Genomic DNA, 17,579 nt, shown 5'->3' with positions numbered 1-17,579 from the left:
ACCCCCGATCAGGAGGGAAACCGTGTCCTCCGCTGGACTCACGCCGCCCGAGGCCGCCCGCTGGGCCGCCCGGGCCGGTCTTCCGCTGCCCGAGGACCGCCACACCGCGGTCGCAGCCACCGCCGACCACATCCACTCCGTCGTCACGGTCCTGCGGGAGCTGGACTTCGGGGACACCCCACCCGCCGGCGCCCTCCGCGTGGGAGAGGGGACGCACGATGCAGCCGTATGAGCTGTCCCTCGCCGACGCCGCGCAGGCGATCAGGGCCCGCCGACTGTCCCCCGTCGAGCTGGTGGACTCCGTCCTCGAGCGCATCGAGCAGGTGGAGCCGCACCTCGGCGCCTACGTCACGGTCACCGCCGAGCGGGCACGCCTGGCCGCGCGCGAGGCCGAGCGCGAAGCGGCCCGGGGCTGCTACCGGGGGCCGTTGCACGGCATCCCGCTGGGACTCAAGGACCTGATCGACGTCGCCGGACTGCCCACCACGGCCAGCTCCCGGGTCCGCGCCGACCATCGGGCACAGGCCGACAGCACGGTCGCCGCGCGCCTCACGACGGCCGGCGCGATCCTGCTCGGCAAGACACACACCCACGAGTTCGCCTTCGGCCTGACCACCCCGCAGACCAGTAACGCCTGGGACCGCGGCCGGGTCGCCGGCGGGTCGAGCGGCGGGTCCGCCGTCGCCGTCGCTTCGGGCTCGGCGACCTTCGCCCTGGGCACCGACACCGGAGGTTCGATCCGCGTACCGGCCGCACTCAACGGCGTCGTCGGCCTCAAGCCGACCTACGGCCTCGTCCCCCGCCACGGCGTCACGTCCCTGTCCTGGTCGCTGGACCACGTCGGCCCGATCACCCGGACCGTCGAGGACGCGGCCCTGGTCCTGACCGCCCTCGCCGGGTACGACCCGCACGACCCCGCCTCGCTGGCCACCCCCGCCGTGGACTACCGACCGGGCGCGGGCACGGACCTGACGGGGCTGCGCATCGGCCTGCCACGCAGCTACTACTTCGACCACGTCGACCCGGAGGTGGAGGCCACCGTCCGGCGCGCCATCGGACAGCTGGAAGCGCTCGGCGCGCAGCTCGTCGACATCGACATCCCGATGACCCGCTACATCAAGGCCACCCAGTGGGGCCTGATGGTGCCGGAAGCATCGGCCTACCACCAGGGCAGCCTGCGTGCGGTCCCCGAGCTGTACCAGGCGGACGTCCGCATCCTCCTGGAAGCGGGCGAGCTGATGACCGGCGGCGACTACCTGCGCGCCCAGCGCTCCCGGACGCTGATGCGACAGGAGTGGGCCCGCCTCCTGGAGGAGGTCGACGTGATCGCCGCCCCGACGGTCCCGATGACCGCGGTGAAGGCCGGGGAGGAGACGACCACCTGGCCCGACGGCACGGTCGAGAGCGTCTCCGACGCCTACGTGCGTCTGTCCGCCCCCGCCAACATCACCGGGGTGCCCGCCCTGTCCGTCCCGGTCGGCCACGACAGGGCGGGCCTGCCGATCGGCATGCAGCTGCTCGGCCGACCGCTCGGGGAACGCACACTGCTGCGGACCGGTCACGCCTACGAGCAGACCCGGCCCGCCCGGGCGCTCGCGCCGGTGGCCTGAGAGCGGCGGCGAGATCGGGCGAGGGCTCCGGCGCAGGGGCGCGCCGGGACAGGGCGCAGCCGTCGAGCATGCGCTTTAAACGCAATGATTGCGCATTAAGCTGGAGCCATGAGTCGCAAGCAGATGGTGCGTCCCGGCGGACGCAGCGCCCGGGTCCAGGCATCGGTGCACACCGCTGTGCGCGAACTCCTGTCGGAGGTGGGCCGCGACGCGCTGACGGTGCCGCTGGTCGCCGAACGCGCAGGAGTCACCCCCTCGACGATCTACCGCCGCTGGGGTGACCTCCAGGAGCTGCTGTCGGATGTCGCGGTGGAGCACCTACGGCCCGACACGGCGCCGGAGGATCACGGTGACCTGAGGTCCGACCTGACGGCCTGGGCCGAGCAGTTCCTCGACGAGATGGCGTCCCCTCCGGGCCGCGCCTACGTCCGCGACGCTCTGCTCGGCGACCCGGACGGTGGCAACGCCGGTCAGTGCTCGGCCTACGCGGCCGAACAGATCGACGCCATCCTGGCCCGCGCGAGCGAGCGCGGGGAGCACGTTCCCGACGTCGAGACGGCCATGGACCGCCTCGTCGCCCCGTTGATGTACCGCATCCTCTTCCGTCCGGCCGGGCTCGACGCCGCGTACGGCCGTCGGCTCGTGGCCGAGTTCCTCGGCGCAGGCGGGGAGGCCGCCGGCCGGTGACCGGGGGCGGTCGCCGTGGGCGCCGCCCCCGGGTCAGACCCCAGGGTCAGGCGCTAGCCGCGCGGGTCGGTGTGCAGGACCACGAACAGCCCGCGGGCGCGGGTGCCGTCCGGGGCCTGCCAGGCGCCGGCGACGTGGCCGGTCGCTCCCGGCGGGAGGACGGGCGTGCCGTCCGGGGCCGGGGTCAGGACCCGGTGCAGGCGGAGGGTCGCGCCGTGCGGCCCGGACAGTTCGGTGCCGTCCTGGTCGTCGGTGGCAGCGGTGGAGAAGTCGGTGGGGACGGAGCCGTCGCCGGTCCAGGAGCGGGTGATCTCGCGGTCGGGGGTGTCGCTGGCGTTCTGGTGCTGGGCCTCGATGCCGCCCCCGATCAGGGCCGGCAACTGGGCGAGCAGCACCGGGTCGTGGCAGCCGTCGTAGGCCCAGCGCCGCCCCAGCACCCCGTGTTCCATGGTGCCGACGAGGGCGTGCTCCGCCCCGTCGAGCGGGGCGCCGCGGTAGGTGAGCGGCAGCAGGTAGCTGGTCGGGTGGGTGCCGGAGGTGTCGGTGACCACCATGAACTCGATCCCGACCTCCCCCTCCGGGTCGTCCAGCCGGAAGCCGCCGGCCTTGGCCAGCTCGGGTTCGCCCGGACCGCCGAGGTACCACGGCCGGGAGGGCAGCCAGGAGGTGAGCAGCTCCAGCTTGGTCGGCTTGAGTTCGGTCTGGTGGATGACGGCCATGCCGGGAGTCCCCTGTTCCTTGATCGGATACGGCCTTCGCATCTTGCCAGTCGGAGAAGGCCCTAGCCGACGTGGTCCATGTACTCGGGGTGGTGGTCGTCGTGGGTCGCCGGGTTCGGGTTCGGCTTCGGTGCGGCGAGCCGGTAGGCGGCGTACAGCAGGATCGCGGTGAGCGCGCCCTGTCCGACCTCGACCAGGAACCGCTCCACCTGCTCCGCGACGATGCCGGTCGGGCGCGGGTAGACGACGAGCGCGAGCGTCTCCCGCTCGTTCATCACCCCGGAGACGATCCAGCCGAGCAGCAGCACCGGCAGCACCCGCAGGACGGTGCGCCAGCCGCCGTGGGACAGTCGCAGGCCCCGGACGATGCCCCGCCCCTCCAGCAGGACCGCCATCGGCAGCAGCGCGCCGGCGAACGCCAGGTACAGGGTCAGCAGCTGGATCGCCTTCATCTCGGGCGAAATCAGGAAGGTGGAGTAGGTGGTCAGGTCGGACATCACCACCACCACCGTCAGACCGGAGATGTTCAGCGCCACCAGCCAGCACCAGAGCCGCCCGAGCCGGAGCGGGGCCGGCCGGAGCGCCCTCAGCAGACCGCCGCCGTCCAGGATCCGCAGGCTGACGGACCAACCCCAGGCGGTGACCAGGCCGCCGGCGACCACCGTCAGCAGGTGGGCCCCGGAAAGCTCACCGGACCGCAGCAGCTGGGTGCTCAGTTTCTCCAGGCCCAGGAAGGCCCCCGCGACGGCCGTGTGCACCAGGAGCAGTTGCCACCAACTGGCCGCCGTCGTTCTTCGTACGAGCGCCCACCAGCTCCGGTCGGCGCGTTCCCCCGTGTTGATCATCGGGTGAACGTAGCGCGTCCCACCTCCCTCGCGCACCTCGGATCGCCGAGTCACCTCCCGTTCACTGCCCGGGCAGCTCGCGTTCAACGGGGCGGCCGTCATCCACCGGATGCCGATGCTGATGCTGCTGATGCCGCCAGAGCGGGTGCTCGCGCTCGGCCCACCGGCGGTCGACCAGCCCGGTGCGCATGCCGAGCCGGGCCTCCGGGTCGCGCATCGCCATCCAGACGTGGCCGGCGACGACGGTGGCGATGGCGGCGGCCAGCCAGTCGTGGACGAAGGTGGCGCCGGTGCGCCAGGCGGGCGGGGTGAGGTGGGTCAGCCACATGATCAGGCCGGTGCCGAGGATCACCAGCATCGAGCCGAGCGTCCACTGCGCGTACAGCTTCTGCCCGGCGTTGAACTTGCCCGCGAAACTCGCTGGGCCCGCCGGGCCCAGCCCGGTGCGGCGGGCCCGGACGGCCCGCAGCCAGGCCCAGTCGGCCGGGGTGAACCGGCCGAGCCGGGTGACGTCCGCGCGCAGCGCCCGGGAGGCGAGGCCGAGCAGCAGCGGGACCGGCAGCGCCAGCCCGCACCACACGTGCACGGTCACCACCAGCCGTCTGCGGCCGACCAGTTCGGCCAGCGGCGGCAGGTAGAGGCAGGCGGCGGTGGCCAGGCAAGTCAGCATCAGCGCGGCGGTGGTGCGGTGCACCCAGCGCTCGGCGCGGGTGAACCGGAGCAGGAGCTCAGGCGGTCGGCGCATCGTCACGTCCGTTCGACCGGCCGACCCAGGCGTCGACGTCATAACCGTTCCGCTCCCAGTAACCCGGCTGCACGGACTCCGTGACGGTGATCCCGGACAGCCACTTCGCCGACTTGTAGAAGTACATCGGTGCGACGTAGAGCCGGACCGGGCCGCCGTGCGCGTGCGCGATCTCCTCGTCGCGCATCCGCAGTGCCACCAGGACGTCGTCGCGGCGCGCCTGTGCCAGGGTCAGGCTCTCGGTGTACACGCCGTCGAAGCAGCTGAACCGCACCGCCCCGGCGCCCGGGCGCACCCCGGCGGCGTCCAGCAGGTGCGCGAGCGGCACGCCCTCGAAGGGGGTCTCGGGCACCCGCCAGCCGGTGACGCACTGCACGTCCCGCACGATCCGGCGCTGCGGCATCGCCCGCAGGTCGGCGAGCCGGTAGCCGCCGGGGCGGTCCACCAGGCCGTCCACGGTCAGCGTGTAGTCCTCGGCGGTCCGCTCGGGCACCGAGGAGGCCACCGAGTAGTACCGGAAGCCGCCACCGCCGGGGAGCAGGCCGGTCAGCCCGGTCGGGTCCTTCCCGGCCACGGCCTCCTGCGCCCGCTGGAGGTACGGTCCGGCCGCGACGCCCAGCGCGCCGAGCCCGAGCAGGCCCAGCACCACCCGGCGGCCGACCGGGGTGCCCCGTCCGGGCTCCTCCGCGTCCGCTCGCATGTCGCGTTCCTCATCCGGTACGTCCTCGTCCACGAGCCCGATTCGACCAGGTCAGGGCGGTCGGGCGCCAGGGCGGGGGCGAGGACGTCAGCGTTTCGTCACATTCGGCACCGGTGCGTACGCCCGCCGCACCAGCAGGCCCGCGAGGACCACGGCCAGCGCGGCGCCGTACGCGGCCTGCTGCACCCGGCTCCCACCTGCCAGGTAGAGCACCTGCCCGGCCGCCGGGACGGCCAGCCACTCCCAGCGGCCGTCGAGCGCGACCAGCGCCACCACCAGCAGCCCGTACCAGGGGTAGCCGGGCGCGACCAGCAGCAGCGCCGTCCCGGTCACCAGCAGGGCGCCCGCCCACGGGCGGTCCCGGTCGCCCCGGCGCAGCACCCCGAGCACCACCGCCGCCAGCACCAGCCCCGCCGCCCAGGGGGCCAGCCGGTCCGGCAGCACCAGGCGGAGCAGGCCGAACCGGTCGAGGTGCCCCTGGTCGTACCCCTCCTCCCGCAGGTAGCCGGGCAGGTAGCCCAGCACGCCGGGGCCCGAGGCGACGACGTAGGGCAGGTACGCCAGCACGTCGGCGCCGAGCACACCGGCGGCGAGGACGGTGGCGGCGCGGACGGCCTCGCGCCGGCCCGGCCGCCGGGCGAGCAGGCCGGAGAACGCGCCGGGCAGTGCCAGGGCCGGCAGCAGCTTGGTGGCGACCGCCCCGCCGAGCAGCACCCCCGCCCACAAGGGTCCGCCCGGAGCCGCCCTCCCCCGGGCCGCGCAGCCCAGCCCAGCGACCATCAGCAGCGCGCCCAGGGTGTCGACGTGCGCGTCGTTGACCGCCCACACCGTGACGCCCGGGCACCACGCCCAGAGCGCGGCCCGCCACGGCTCCGCCCGCCCCACCAGCAGCAGGACCCCGGTGGTCGCCACCGCCAGCAGCGCGCCGGCCGCCTGGACCCCGCGCACCCCGCCGCCGAGGGGGTGCACGGCCAGGAACCACGCCTCCGCCACCGGCGGGTAGATGGTCCGGACGGCGGGCCGGTTGATCCGGGTGCAGTCCCCGGCGGCCGTCCGCCGTTCGTCCCAGGCCGCGCAGGTGTCGCCCGGCGGGAACAGGCCCGGGTCGCGCAGCCGGGCCAGCGCCGGGTCGTCCGGGGCGTGGGCGTACGGCGAGACGCCCGCCGCCTGGACCCGGCCGTCCCAGACGTAGCGGTAGGCGTCGTCGCTGGTGCGCGGCGGCGCCAGCAGCCCCACGGCGGCGACGGCGACCCCGCCCGCCAGCACCAGCGGCACCACCCGGCGGCGGTCGGGCACCCGGCGCAGCAGCAGCACGGCGAGCGCGAACAGTGCGGCGTCGAGCAGGTACCAGGCGGGGAGGGCGGAGCGGTCGCCGAGCGTGCCGCCGCCGGTGACGGTCGCGGCGAGCGCGACCACCAGCGCGGCGAGGGCGAGCACGCAGGGCAGGAGGGCGGACGGCAGGAGGGACCGGTTCAGCACAGGGTGGTTCGGCACCCGGCCACCCTCGCACCGGACGACGGGTCACCCCCGCAGCGGCGAGGCCCCGTTCGGATTCCGTAAGCACGTCGCACCTCCGATCGGGCGGCGCCACGCGCTTCGATGGAGCGGTGGAATCCCAATCCCCCGCCGAGCCGCCGCGGCGCCGCCGCCTCCGCCCGTCGCTGCCGTCGCGCCCCTCGCTTCCGTCGCTCCCCTCGCTTCCGTCGCTTTCGTCGCTCCGGCAACTCCCGGCGCCACCCGAATCACTGCGCCGGGGCCCGTTCCGGGCCGGGGCGTTCCGCTCGCCGCTGCACGAGCCGCGCACCACCGTCGTCCTCGGCCGCTGGCTGGGCGGTGCGCTGCTGGTCTGCTTCCTGACCGGGCTGGCCAGCCACGTGCTCCAGGACCCGCCGGGCTGGCTGGTCGACCACCTGCCGCCGCGCCCGGCGGACGGCTACCGGGTCACCCAGGGGCTGCACGTCATCAGCGGCATCGCCGCCATCCCGCTGACCGGCGCGAAACTCTGGACGGTCTACCCCCGGCTCTTCGAGTGGCCGCCCGCCCGCAGCGTGCTGCACGCACTGGAACGCCTCGGCATCGCCGTCCTGGTGGCGGCGCTGCTGCTGGAACTGTTCACCGGGCTGCTCAACACCCTCCAGTGGTACCCATGGCTGTTCCCTTTCCGGCAGACCCACTTCTGGCTGGGCTGGCTGGCCACTGGCGGGCTGCTCGTCCACATCGCCGCGAAGGCGCCGACCATCGCGGCGCACTGGTGGCGCCGGGCCGTCCCGGCACTCGCCGGGCGGCGGGCCTTCCTCACCTCGGTGACCGCAGCGGTCGGCGTCGTCACCCTCACCACCGCCGGACAGACCGTCCCCTGGTTGCGCCGCTCCGACCTGCTGGCCCCGCGCCGCCCCGACGTCGGGGAGCTCGGCCTGCCGGTCAACCGGACCGCCGCCCAGGCCGGCACGGTGACCGTCCCCGCCGACTGGCAGCTGCACGTCGACGGCCCCCGCCCGTACCGGCTCACCCTCGACGAGCTCGCCCGACTGCCGCAGACCGAAGCCGAGTTGCCGATCGCCTGCGTCGAGGGCTGGAGTGCCTCGGCGCGCTGGACGGGCGTCCGGATCGCCGACCTGCTCGCCCGGGCGGGCGCGCCGGCCGGCTCGGCCGTCCGGGTCACCTCGCTGGAGGCCGACGGCCCGTACCGGGTGATGGAGATGCCCGCGCAGTACGCCGACGACCCGCTCACCCTACTCGCCCTGCGCGTCAACGGCCAGGTGCTGACGGCGGACCACGGCTACCCCGCGCGGATCATCGCGCCCAACCGGCCCGGCGTCCTGCAGACCAAGTGGGTCGTCCGGATCGAGGTGATCTGATGATCCGCTGGCTCCGCCTCACCCTGCTCGCCGGCGGCCTCGCCCTGATCGGCTACGGCCTGTCCGGGCTGCTCGCCGACGCGTACATCACCGACCCGCTCGACGTGCTCGGCTGGGCGGTCGGCGGGCTGGTGCTGCACGACGGCCTCTGGGTGCCGCTGCTCTGCCTGGTCGGCGCGTACCTGGCGCGCGGGCCGGTGCTGCGCGGCTGGCTGATCGTCGCGGCCGCCGTCACCGCCGTCGGGCTGCCCGCCGTCCTGCGCGCCGACGACGACCACGGCAACCCGTCCGTGCTGCCGCTGCCCTATCTGCGCAACTGGCTGCTGGTCCTCGCCGCCACCGCCGCCCTCGCGGTGCTGTTCGCCGTGGTGCGGCGGTGGCGCGGCCGGCGGGCGAGTCGCCAGGCCGGGCAACGGGCGAGTCGGCGGGCGGGCCGGACCTGAGGCCGGGTCGTCGCCTGGTTCCCGTGCGGGGTTTTCGTTATCGCGGCCGCCCGTCGGCGGTCTCCCCGGTAGCGCGGCCGAATCCGTCGGCCCCGGACGACCACGGGAAGAACCGCCGATGACCGCTACTCCTCGCCCGTTCTCCCGGGGTTGGCTGCTCGCCTCGTGCGTGCCCGTGCTGCTGGTGCTCGGGATGGCAGCATCCGTTCCGGCCGTGCCGTCCGCCGCGCCCGGGCCGTCCGGGCCGTCCGTCGCCCCGCAGGCCGCGATGCCAGGGATGCCGGGGATGCCGGGGATGCCGGGGATGCCGGGGATGCCCGGCGCCTCGTCGGCCCCCGGCCGGGGACTCGCCGCCGAGCAGGACGGCTACCGGCTGAACGCCCTGACCACCGAGCTGCCCGCCGCCGGGCCGGCGGCCTTCCGGTTCACCGTCACCGGCCCGGACGGCGCGCCCGTCACCGCCTTCGCCGAGCACCAGACCAAGCGGCTGCACTTCTACGCGATCCGCGCCGACCTCACCGGCTTCCAGCACCTGCACCCGGAGATGGCCGGGGACGGCACCTGGACCGCCGACCTCGCCGCCCTCGCGCCGGGCAGCTGGCGGCTGTACGCCGACTTCATCCCCGACACCGGCTCCCACCACGCCCCGGAGCTCGTGCTCAGCCGCACCGTCACGGTGCCCGGCGAGCCCGTCGCGCTACCGCTGCCCGCCCCGGCCGACACCACCACGGTCGACGGCTACACCGTCACCCTGCGCGCCCAACCGAAGGCCGGCGCCCACGAGTTGACCGCCACCATCAGCCAGGACGGCCGACCGGTCACCGACCTCCAGCCCTACCTCGACAGCTACGCCCACCTCAGCGCCTTCCACGAGGGCGACCAGGCCCTCGCGCACCTCCACCCGGCCGACCCGGTGAACGGCGACCACGGCGGGCCGGTCCTGACCTTCCAGGCCCTGCTCGCCGAGCCGGGCAACTGGCGGATCTTCCTCCAGTTCCAGACCGGCGGACGCCTGCACACCGCCGAACTCACCCTGCACGTCGACTGACCCGACCGTGCCCGGCCCCCGGGTCGCAGGGGCACAGGGTCGCAGGAGGGCTGGTCAGCACCGTCGTCCCGGAGTCAAGGTCCGGTCAAGGATTGGGCCGTGCGGTCGGCGGGGGCCTATGCTTGGGCAGGTTTGAAACAGACACCTCGTTCGGTGAGGCGTCTTCACGGACACAGGCCACTGATCCCACCCGTCGAGAGACGCTCCGGATCAGGACAGGTCTCCCCGGCCCAAGGGGTGACCCCAAGTGGCTTCCCCGGCGCGGCCGGGGACACGCCGTGGAGTGCCAAAGCTCTGACGAGTTGGGGTGCAGCCGGGGCCGTCGCCCTGGTTTCCCCTTGCCGCGCCGCCGCGAAGCCCCTTCGCGGCCGGAATCGGGAGGAGGCGGAATGGACAGTAGTCCGGGCCATAGTCGGCCCCCCATTGCGTTGCCCTCGCCGTCGTCCTCGACGCTTTCCTCGCCGTCCTTCCGCGGCCCGGAGCGCCCGCTCCTCCCCTGACCTCCCCGGCCCAGCGCGCCGGGCCCGTCCCGCATCCCCGGGACGTGACGCTCCGGTGCGCGCGGGCCGGCCCGGCGCTGCCGCCGTCAGGGGCGGACAGGCGTGTTCCGGGCTGCCCGCCGCCCCGTTCCCGCCGGGGCCCAGGGGGTGTTCCTCGTGGCTGCCGCCACTCTGCTCATGTCCGCCACGGCCCGGCTGCGCGACCGCAAGGTCGAGGTCGCGCGCCGTGCCTCCGCCACCCGCACCGTCCGGGACTCGCTGGTGTCCGTCGCCGGACTGATCGGCGGCCCGGTGACCAACCAGTCCGGCGAGGAGGTCGGCCGCGTCGTCGACGTGGTCGCCCGCCTCTACGGCCCCGAGCCCTACCCCCCGGTCACCGGTCTGATCATCCGAATAGGACGGCGCCGCGCCTTCCTCGCCGCCGATCGCGTCGACAAGGTCCAGGCCGGGCGGATCCGCCTGCGCACCTCCCGCGTCGACCTGCGCGACTTCGTCCGGCGCCCCGGCGAGGTGCTGCTCGCCCGCGATGTGATGGACCACCAGCTGGTGGACGTCGACGGCGTCCAGGTCACCCGCGCCGCCGACCTCTACCTGACCCCGCTGGCCGACCGCACCGTCCTGGTCGGCGTGGACGTCTCGCTGCCCACGCTGCTGCGCCGGCTCGGCCCCCGCCGCTGGCAGGTCCGCCCCACCCCCGACCGCGTCCTGGACTGGCAGTCCGTCGCCCCGTTCGGCGAGCAGGCCACCCACGGCCCCGCCGAGGTGCGGCTGCGCGCCTCCCGCTCGGCGCTGCACCAGCTGCGCCCGGCCGACCTCGCCGACATCCTGGAGGACCTCGGCCGCCACGAACGCCAGCAGCTGCTCGGCTGGTTGGAGCCCGAGCACGCCGCGGACGCCCTGGAGGAGATGGAACCCGCCGAGCTGGAGAACCTGCTCCGCGAGGTGTCGCCCGAGCACGCCGCCCGCCTGGTCGACGAGATGGAGCCGGACGAGGCCGCGGACGCGCTGCGCGACCTCGACCCCGGCGAGCGCGAGACCCTGCTGGCCCGGATGCCCGCTCCCGACGCCGCCGAGCTGCGCACCCTGCTCACCCACCGCGAGGGCACCGCGGGCGGCGCGATGACCACCCTGCCGGTCACCGCCCGCCCCGCCCAGACCATCGCCCGGGTACGGGCGGAGCTGGCCGCGCAGGCCGAGCACCGCACCGAGATCGACGCGGTCGCCGTCCTGGACGACGAGGGCCGGCTGCTCGGCGACCTCCCGCTGTTCGACCTGGCGGTGGCCGAGGACAGCGCCCTGGTCGCGGACCTGGTGGCGTGGCTCGAACAGTTCGGCCCGCCGGTCACCGTACGGCCCGACACCCGGCTCGCCGAGGCCGCCGACCAACTGGTCGCCGCCCGCGCCACCTCCCTGCTCGTGGTCGACGACACCGGGCGCCCGCTCGGCCGGATCCTGGCCGACGACATCCTCGACTCGCTGCTGCCCGAGCGCGGGCGCCTGCACTTCCGGAGGCTCCTCAAGTGACCCGCGATCTGGACACCCGCGATCTGGACACCACTCCCGCTCTGCCCAGTTCCTCGACAACTCCACCCCGCCGCAAGGGCTTTCGCCGCTTCACCGCCATCGCCATGGTCGCCGGACCCGGCCTGGTCGCCGCCAACGCCGGCAACGACGCCGCCGGGATCGCCACCTACGCCTCGGCCGGGGCCCAGTTCACCTACGGCACGCTGTTCTTCATGGTGCTGGTCACCGTCGCCCTGGTCATGGTGCAGGAGATGGCCGTCAGACTCGGCGCCCACACCGGCAAGGGCCTCGGGGCCCTGATCCGCGAACAGTTCAGCCTCCGCCTCACCGCACTGGCCGTCTTCTGCCTGCTGCTCGCCAACACCGGCCTGGTGGTCAGCGAGTTCGCCGGCATCGGCGCCGCGTTCGAGCTCCTCGGCGTCCCCAAGTGGGCGGTCATCCCGCCGGCCGCCGTCCTGCTCTGGTCACTGGTGCTGTTCGGCTCCTACAAGTGGGCCGAGCGCATCTTCCTGATCATGTCGCTGGCCTTCTTCGCCTACCCGGTCGCCATGGTCCTGGGCAGCCCCGACTGGGGGCAGGTCGGCGAGCACCTGGTCGTCCCGCACCTCGAACCGAGCAAGGACTTCATCCTGCTGGCCGTCGCCCTCATCGGCACGACCGTCAGCCCGTACATGCAGTTCTACGCCGCCGCCGGTGTCGTCGACCGCGGCGCCAAGCCGGCCGACTACCGGCTGATCCGCGCCGACGCCGTCCTCGGCGCGGTGTTCGCCTGCCTGATCAGCCTGACCATCATCATCGCCACCGCCGCCGCGATCGGCGGCACCGGCCCGCTGGAGTCCGCGGCTCAGGCCGCCGAGGCCCTCACCCCGGTCGCCGGGCACGGGGCCGAGCTGCTGTTCGCCTTCGGGCTCATCGGCGCCTCCGCCCTGGCCGGAGCCGTCGTACCGCTCTCGGCCAGCTACGCCATCGGCGAGGCCGCCGGCGTCGAGCGCTCCGTCTCCCGCAGCTTCCGCGACGCCCCGCTGTTCCTCGGCCTGTTCACCGCGCAGATCGCCCTCGGCGCCGTCGTCGCGCTCACCCCCGTCGACGTCATCCAGCTGCTCATCGGCACCCAGGTCCTCCAGGGCCTGATCAGCCCGATCGTGCTGGTCTACCTGCTCGTGCTCACCAACCGCCGCGCCGTCCTGGGCGACGCCGTCAACGGCCCCCGCTACCGCATCGCGGCCACCGCCGTGGTCGTCGGCGTGGCCGCCATGTCCACCGTCCTGCTCGCCCAGACCGTCCTCGGCTGGTTCGGGATCGGCTGACCAGCCGGCCCGTGGCCTGCCTGTGGCAGGCCGACCGGCGGCGGAGGACAGTTGAACCCGGCCACGATCTCCGAGGAGTCCGATGCAGCCAGCCCCGATCCGGCGACAGCGCGCGGTGGAGGTCTTCCGCAACGCGCACGGAACCCTCTTCGACGACGAGGTGACCTCCGCCGGCGGTAAGCCCGGTCGGTACCTCAGGTGGCGGTGGGCGAATCCGGGCGTGGTGGTGATCCCCCGGTGGGGCGATCTGGTCGCGCTGGTTCCCTCTTTCCGCTATTCCGTTGCCGATGTTTCCTGGGAGCTCCCGCGCGGGGGCCAGGAGGACGGCGAGACGGTCGACGCGGCCGCCGCGAGGGAACTGTGGGAAGAGGCCGGTCTGCGCGCCTCCGTCGTGACCGAGGTCGGCACCCTCTTCGCCGACACCGGCCTCATCGAGACCCCCGTCCACGTCGTCGAAGCCCAGGTGACCGGCCCCCACTTCGAGAAGCAGTCACCCGAGCGCATGGAGTCCCTCGGAGCACCCGCCTGGTTCACCCCGCAGAAACTGCTGGACGCCACGGCCCAGGGGAAGGTGCGGTGCGGCATCACCATCGCCGCCACCGCACTGGCGCAGGCCGTGCAGGCGGAGCTCAGTCGAACGGCTCCTCCCGACTGACGACACGGAGCAGCTTGGCCTCGTCGGAAAGGTCGCACTCCTTCTCCAGCCACTCGCGCATCCGGTCCTTGCTCCGCTGGCGCCCGGCTTCCCTGCTGTCGACCAGCACGGACGCCGGCACGGCCAACAGGTTCAACATCAGCGCCTTCACATCCAGACCAGCGCTACCCAGCGTGATGAAAGAGCTGGCAACGGCGCCCACCTCCGTGGACATCGAGACGTGAAGCCTGGCGCCTCGCTCGTCACGCACCGCGTCCAGTGCCTCGTCATACGAACCACGGAACGCGGCCAGGGCCGCAGCCTGGAGGTGGTGCAGGTATTCCCGGGCGTTGTCCTCCAGCGACTTTGCGTCCACCTGCTGGTGGGCGTGGACCCTGGCGAACTGCTCCACGACCACCCCGCGCGACGCCAGTTGGGTGGACTCACAGACGATCTCCGCGGGGAGTCGCCTGAGGATCCGGGGATTGAGCTCCCAACTCGGCATGAGTTCATCATCCCGGTGCACATCACCCCGGACGGCGACGGTGGTGGGCGTGTGCACGGCGCCCCACGCGATCGGAACGTCCAGCGCGCTGGGAACTGCCGTCCGGTACGCCCAGTTGGTCGTCTTCTCCACGGATTCAAGAGCCAGATCGGACGCCGCCTCGTTGTGCGAGGCGTAATGCGCCGACCATTGCCGCAGGGAGTTGTAGTAGAAGGGATCCTGTTCGTCGATCCACCCCACCGCTGCTCGCAGAGTCCTGGCGAAGTCGTCCTCCGGCGGCTCGATGAGCGCCTTCAGGTGTTCGACCGTACGCTCCTTGAACCGGTCGGACACCTTGCTGCCGGAATATAAAACGTGATGCCCTTCCGAGATCTCGTCGATCGTGTCGGCGTACTCCTCGCTCGGCACCCCCTGGACGTCTCTGCTCGCGTGCCCGTCGCGAACCTCGCGGAGGGAGCCGGCCGAATCACGCCGGGCCACGAAGAGCAGGTCGGCGCCGACCAGCGCAGCCAGGTCGGCCAGATAGGACGGGTCGTCGGATTCGTGCCGCTCGCCGAGCAAGGGGCGCAGTGCCGCATTGTTCAGCACCTGCGAATCCGTGACCACCAGATGTCCGGCGAACAGTGCGTGCTGCACGATTCGTGCCCGCAGGTCGCCCGGATCGTCGATCCGGTGACCGTGGTGTTCGGTCTCGCTCAGGAGAACGCGGCCGTGATCGTGAATTTCCTTGACAGGCATTTCAACCTCCGTCACAGGCCTCGAACACCACGCTACGCGCTACGACCCGCCCGCCCCCAGCGGCCCGGTCGCGCGCTCGGCGGCCAGCGCCCGAGCGGCCGCCCGCAGCTTCTCCTCCCAGGCCCGGTAGGCCGCCGGGTTGTAGAGCTCGTAGTAGTCGACGTATTCCACCGCATCGACGGCCGCCCTGAGGAACGCCTTCTCCAGGTCGGTCTCGGCCGCGCCGCCGTCCCAGAGCCGGGTGCAGACCTCCGTGGCGGTGACCTCGCCGGCCTCCAGCCCGGCCGCCAGGTGGTGGAGCAGGCACCGCCCGACGGTGTCCTCGTCCGGAACGTCCTGGCCGAGATCGGCCAACGTCTGCCGGAACAGCTGCCCCAACTCCGCGGTGTCCTCGTGCCGGGACCGCCCGGCCAGGTCGCGAAGAGCCGGCGAGTCCTCGCCGGCCGCCAACAACTCGGCGGCCCTCATGGGCAGTTGCTCGGGCATGATCAGGCCTGCGGCGTGCTGCCAGGCCATCGTGAATGCGGCGCTCATGCCGGCCATCCTGCCGACTCGACCCCACCGTGACCAGCCACTTTCCGCCGGTGGCGGCGGCCCCCGGCCCCGCCGCCACCTCCCCCCCCGGCGCCGAGCTCAGGGCGCGGCGGTGGACCGGACGTAACCTGGGGTCCTCGGACCCCACCGCATCCCACCCCCGCCGGGAGCCGCCCGATGACCACCCTCCACCTCGGGGTCGACGCCGGCGGCAGCCGGACCCGGGCCGTCCTGCTGGACGCCGCCGGCACCGTCCACGGGCGCGGCGAGGGCCCCGGCGCGAACCCGGCCGGGCCAGGCGAGGAGCACGCGCTCGCGGCGCTCGCCACGGCGGTGGCGGCCGCCCTGGGCGGGCGGGAGCCGGGGCGGGTCGCCTCCTGCCTGATCGGCCTCGCCGGGTACGGGGCGCTGGCCCGCCCGGATGGCTTCGCCGACCGCTGCCGGACCGCCCTCGGCCTGCCCTGCCCGGTCCGGCTGGTCCCCGACACCGTTCCCGCGCTCGCCTCCGGCGGCGTCACCGACGGCACCGGCACCGTCCTGATCGCCGGCACCGGCGCGGTCTGCGTGCGGCTCGCCGACGGACGGGCGGTCGCGCGCGGCGGCGGCCTCGGCTGGCTGCTCGGCGACGAGGGCAGCGGCTTCTGGCTCGGCCGCGAGGCCGTCCGCCACGCCCACGCCGACCCGGCCGGGGCCCTCGGCGCGGCCGTCCTCGCCCAGTGCGCCGCCGACTCCCCCGCCGCCCTGCTGCACTGGGCCTACGCCGGCCCGCCCCGACGCCTCGCCACCCTCGCCCCGCTCGTCTCCCGGCTCGCCGACGACGGCGACGCCACCGCCCTCGCCATCGCCCACACCGCCGCCGCCCACCTGGCCGCCCTCGTCCGCACCACGGCCGCCGGCCCCGGCCACCCCCTCGTCCTCACCGGCTCCGTCGCGACCACCCCCGGCCCCGTCCACACCCGCCTCCTCACCCTCCTCGCCGACCTGTCCCCCCGCCTACCCCACACCGACCCCGCCACCGCCGCCGCCCACCTCGCCACCTGCCCAACCCGATAACCCCATCCCCATCCCCATCCCCATACGCAGGAAGTCGACCGAGCCGACTTCCTGTGCGCGGCATGGGGTGGCAGGGGTCGAAGGTCCTGGGCAGCAGCGTGTCGTCCGGCACTGGGCGGGGTGCGGTGGGGGGCGGGAAGGTGGTGGCATCGCCCGGCGGCCGTAGCCGGGTCGGCCCAGGGAGGGGCTTTCATGACCACGCGACAGATCCTCACCGGCCTCGACGGGTCGCCGGAGAGCGAGGCGGCCGCCGACTGGGCCGCTCGGGAGGCGGCTGCCCGGGGCGTCGGCCTGCGGCTGGTGCACGTCTGGCCGTGGCTGGCTGTCGGGGCGGTGGCCGAGGCCGGTACGCCGTGCCCGGGTGGGTTGCAGCCGGCGGCCGTGGAGGCGCTGGCGGGTACGGCGGAGCGGCTGCGGTCCGCGTACCCGGGGCTGGCCGTGGAGACCGACCTGATCGGGGCCGACCCGGTGGACGGGCTGCTGCGCGCGAGCGCCGGGGCCGAGCTGCTGGTCGTCGGCTCGCGCGGGATCGGCGGCTTCGCCGGTCTGGTGGTGGGCTCGGTCGGTCTCGCCGTGGCCGCCCGTTCGGCCGTCCCGGCGGTGCTGGTCCGGGCCCGGCACGCGGCCACCGGTGAGGGTGGCGTCGGGCGGGCGGACGGTGCGGTGCTGCTCGGCGTCGACGTCCACCAGCCCGCCGACGCCCTGCTCGACTTCGCCTTCGCGGAGGCGGCGCTGCGCGACGTGCCGCTGCGCGCGGTGCACAGTTGGCAGCTCACCCCGGTCGGGGTCTACGGCGGGGTGGTCCCGCCGCCGGTCGACCCGGTCGGGCAGGAGGGTGCCGCCCGGGCCGCGCTGGAGGAGGCGCTCGCGCCGTGGCGGGCGAAGTACCCGGGTGTCGCGGTGGTGACCGAGCTGCGGTTCGACGGCGCCGCCTGGTCACTGATCAACTCGGCGACCGAGCAGGACGTTTCGCTGGTCGTGGTGGGCCGGCGGGAGCGGCCGCTGCCGGTCGGTCCCCGGCTCGGCGCGGTCGCCCACGCCGTCCTGCACCACTCGCCCGCGCCGGTGGCGGTCGTCCCGCACCCCTGAACCACCTCTGGGCCGGCACGCCGGAGCGCCCCGGCAGGCG

Annotated in this window: 18 protein-coding genes and 1 riboswitch; of the genes, 11 read left to right on the top strand and 7 right to left on the bottom strand. The window is 74.2% G+C overall.

Annotation, left to right across the window (positions count from 1 at the left end):
* Positions 1 to 22: 22 nt before the first annotated feature.
* The 3 genes from ABTY15_RS19595 (at position 23) to ABTY15_RS19585 (ending at position 2,297) form a co-directional block, all read left to right on the top strand.
* Positions 23 to 232 carry a hypothetical protein gene (locus ABTY15_RS19595; RefSeq protein WP_350592514.1) on the top strand — a complete coding sequence of 70 codons (210 nt, stop codon included), beginning with the start codon at positions 23 to 25 and terminating at the stop codon, positions 230 to 232.
* A complete protein-coding gene (locus tag ABTY15_RS19590) occupies positions 219 to 1,610 on the top strand; it encodes an amidase (RefSeq protein ID WP_350592508.1) in 1,392 nt (463 codons plus the stop codon). Before ABTY15_RS19595 ends, ABTY15_RS19590 begins: the two co-directional genes overlap by 14 nt.
* Positions 1,611 to 1,718: 108 nt before the next feature.
* On the top strand, positions 1,719 to 2,297 hold the full coding sequence (locus ABTY15_RS19585) for a TetR/AcrR family transcriptional regulator (protein WP_350592503.1): 579 nt from the start codon (positions 1,719 to 1,721) through the stop codon (positions 2,295 to 2,297).
* A 53-nt stretch (positions 2,298 to 2,350) separates the two neighbouring features.
* Here ABTY15_RS19585 and ABTY15_RS19580 read toward each other — a convergent pair whose 3' ends face one another.
* The 5 genes from ABTY15_RS19580 to ABTY15_RS19560 all read right to left on the bottom strand — a co-directional run bounded on the left by ABTY15_RS19580 (position 2,351) and on the right by ABTY15_RS19560 (position 6,800).
* The gene (locus tag ABTY15_RS19580) at positions 2,351 to 3,016 is read right to left on the bottom strand and encodes a maltokinase N-terminal cap-like domain-containing protein (protein WP_350592498.1); all 666 of its coding nucleotides are present in this window, start codon (positions 3,014 to 3,016) and stop codon (positions 2,351 to 2,353) included.
* A gap of 62 nt (positions 3,017 to 3,078) precedes the next feature.
* Positions 3,079 to 3,861, bottom strand: coding sequence for a hypothetical protein (locus ABTY15_RS19575; RefSeq protein ID WP_350592495.1), 783 nt, complete (start codon positions 3,859 to 3,861; stop codon positions 3,079 to 3,081).
* A 61-nt stretch (positions 3,862 to 3,922) separates the two neighbouring features.
* Positions 3,923 to 4,606, bottom strand: a complete 684-nt coding sequence (locus tag ABTY15_RS19570; protein WP_350592493.1) for a cytochrome b/b6 domain-containing protein — start codon at positions 4,604 to 4,606, stop codon at positions 3,923 to 3,925.
* Entirely contained in the window at positions 4,590 to 5,306 is a 717-nt protein-coding gene (locus ABTY15_RS19565; protein ID WP_350592488.1) for a molybdopterin-dependent oxidoreductase, read from the bottom strand. Before ABTY15_RS19565 ends, ABTY15_RS19570 begins: the two co-directional genes overlap by 17 nt.
* Before the next feature lie 87 nt (positions 5,307 to 5,393).
* Positions 5,394 to 6,800, bottom strand: coding sequence for a glycosyltransferase 87 family protein (locus ABTY15_RS19560; RefSeq protein ID WP_350592482.1), 1,407 nt, complete (start codon positions 6,798 to 6,800; stop codon positions 5,394 to 5,396).
* 251 nt (positions 6,801 to 7,051) lie between these two features.
* Here ABTY15_RS19560 and ABTY15_RS19555 point away from each other — a divergent pair, with 251 nt between their 5' ends.
* From ABTY15_RS19555 to ABTY15_RS19530, 6 genes are all read left to right on the top strand, one after another.
* Complete coding sequence (locus ABTY15_RS19555) at positions 7,052 to 8,164, top strand: molybdopterin-dependent oxidoreductase (protein WP_350592619.1); 1,113 nt, start codon at positions 7,052 to 7,054, stop codon at positions 8,162 to 8,164.
* Entirely contained in the window at positions 8,164 to 8,607 is a 444-nt protein-coding gene (locus ABTY15_RS19550; protein WP_350592477.1) for a hypothetical protein, read from the top strand. The genes ABTY15_RS19555 and ABTY15_RS19550 overlap by 1 nt, the downstream gene beginning before the upstream one ends.
* Before the next feature lie 118 nt (positions 8,608 to 8,725).
* Entirely contained in the window at positions 8,726 to 9,655 is a 930-nt protein-coding gene (locus tag ABTY15_RS19545) for a DUF8832 domain-containing protein (protein ID WP_350592472.1), read from the top strand.
* A gap of 138 nt (positions 9,656 to 9,793) precedes the next feature.
* A riboswitch (M-box (ykoK) riboswitch) is annotated at positions 9,794 to 9,969 on the top strand.
* A gap of 342 nt (positions 9,970 to 10,311) precedes the next feature.
* The gene (locus ABTY15_RS19540; protein WP_350592465.1) at positions 10,312 to 11,679 is read left to right on the top strand and encodes a magnesium transporter MgtE N-terminal domain-containing protein; all 1,368 of its coding nucleotides are present in this window, start codon (positions 10,312 to 10,314) and stop codon (positions 11,677 to 11,679) included.
* Positions 11,676 to 12,986 (top strand): NRAMP family divalent metal transporter, encoded by a 1,311-nt coding sequence (locus ABTY15_RS19535; RefSeq protein WP_350592454.1) that lies wholly within the window; start codon positions 11,676 to 11,678, stop codon positions 12,984 to 12,986. The genes ABTY15_RS19540 and ABTY15_RS19535 overlap by 4 nt, the downstream gene beginning before the upstream one ends.
* A gap of 82 nt (positions 12,987 to 13,068) precedes the next feature.
* Complete coding sequence (locus ABTY15_RS19530) at positions 13,069 to 13,641, top strand: NUDIX hydrolase (RefSeq protein WP_350592449.1); 573 nt, start codon at positions 13,069 to 13,071, stop codon at positions 13,639 to 13,641.
* On the opposite strand, the gene ABTY15_RS19525 is transcribed toward ABTY15_RS19530, so the two are convergent.
* Together ABTY15_RS19525 and ABTY15_RS19520 are read right to left on the bottom strand one after the other, a co-directional pair.
* Positions 13,616 to 14,863: a hypothetical protein gene (locus ABTY15_RS19525; protein ID WP_350592440.1), complete on the bottom strand. Its 1,248-nt coding sequence runs from the start codon at positions 14,861 to 14,863 to the stop codon at positions 13,616 to 13,618. The genes ABTY15_RS19530 and ABTY15_RS19525 overlap by 26 nt on opposite strands.
* A 39-nt stretch (positions 14,864 to 14,902) precedes the next feature.
* Positions 14,903 to 15,397: a hypothetical protein gene (locus ABTY15_RS19520; protein WP_350592434.1), complete on the bottom strand. Its 495-nt coding sequence runs from the start codon at positions 15,395 to 15,397 to the stop codon at positions 14,903 to 14,905.
* A 177-nt stretch (positions 15,398 to 15,574) separates the two neighbouring features.
* On the opposite strand from ABTY15_RS19520, the gene ABTY15_RS19515 reads away from it, so the two are divergent.
* Both ABTY15_RS19515 and ABTY15_RS19510 read left to right on the top strand, forming a co-directional pair.
* Complete coding sequence (locus tag ABTY15_RS19515) at positions 15,575 to 16,450, top strand: N-acetylglucosamine kinase (RefSeq protein ID WP_350592430.1); 876 nt, start codon at positions 15,575 to 15,577, stop codon at positions 16,448 to 16,450.
* 192 nt (positions 16,451 to 16,642) lie between these two features.
* Positions 16,643 to 17,539 carry a universal stress protein gene (locus ABTY15_RS19510; protein ID WP_350592420.1) on the top strand — a complete coding sequence of 299 codons (897 nt, stop codon included), beginning with the start codon at positions 16,643 to 16,645 and terminating at the stop codon, positions 17,537 to 17,539.
* Positions 17,540 to 17,579 lie beyond the last annotated feature (40 nt).

The organism is Kitasatospora sp. NPDC097643, from assembly GCF_040302625.1.
In the GTDB taxonomy this organism is placed as follows: Bacteria; Actinomycetota; Actinomycetes; order Streptomycetales; family Streptomycetaceae; genus Kitasatospora.
This window is presented reverse-complemented; position numbering and strand designations above follow the sequence as displayed.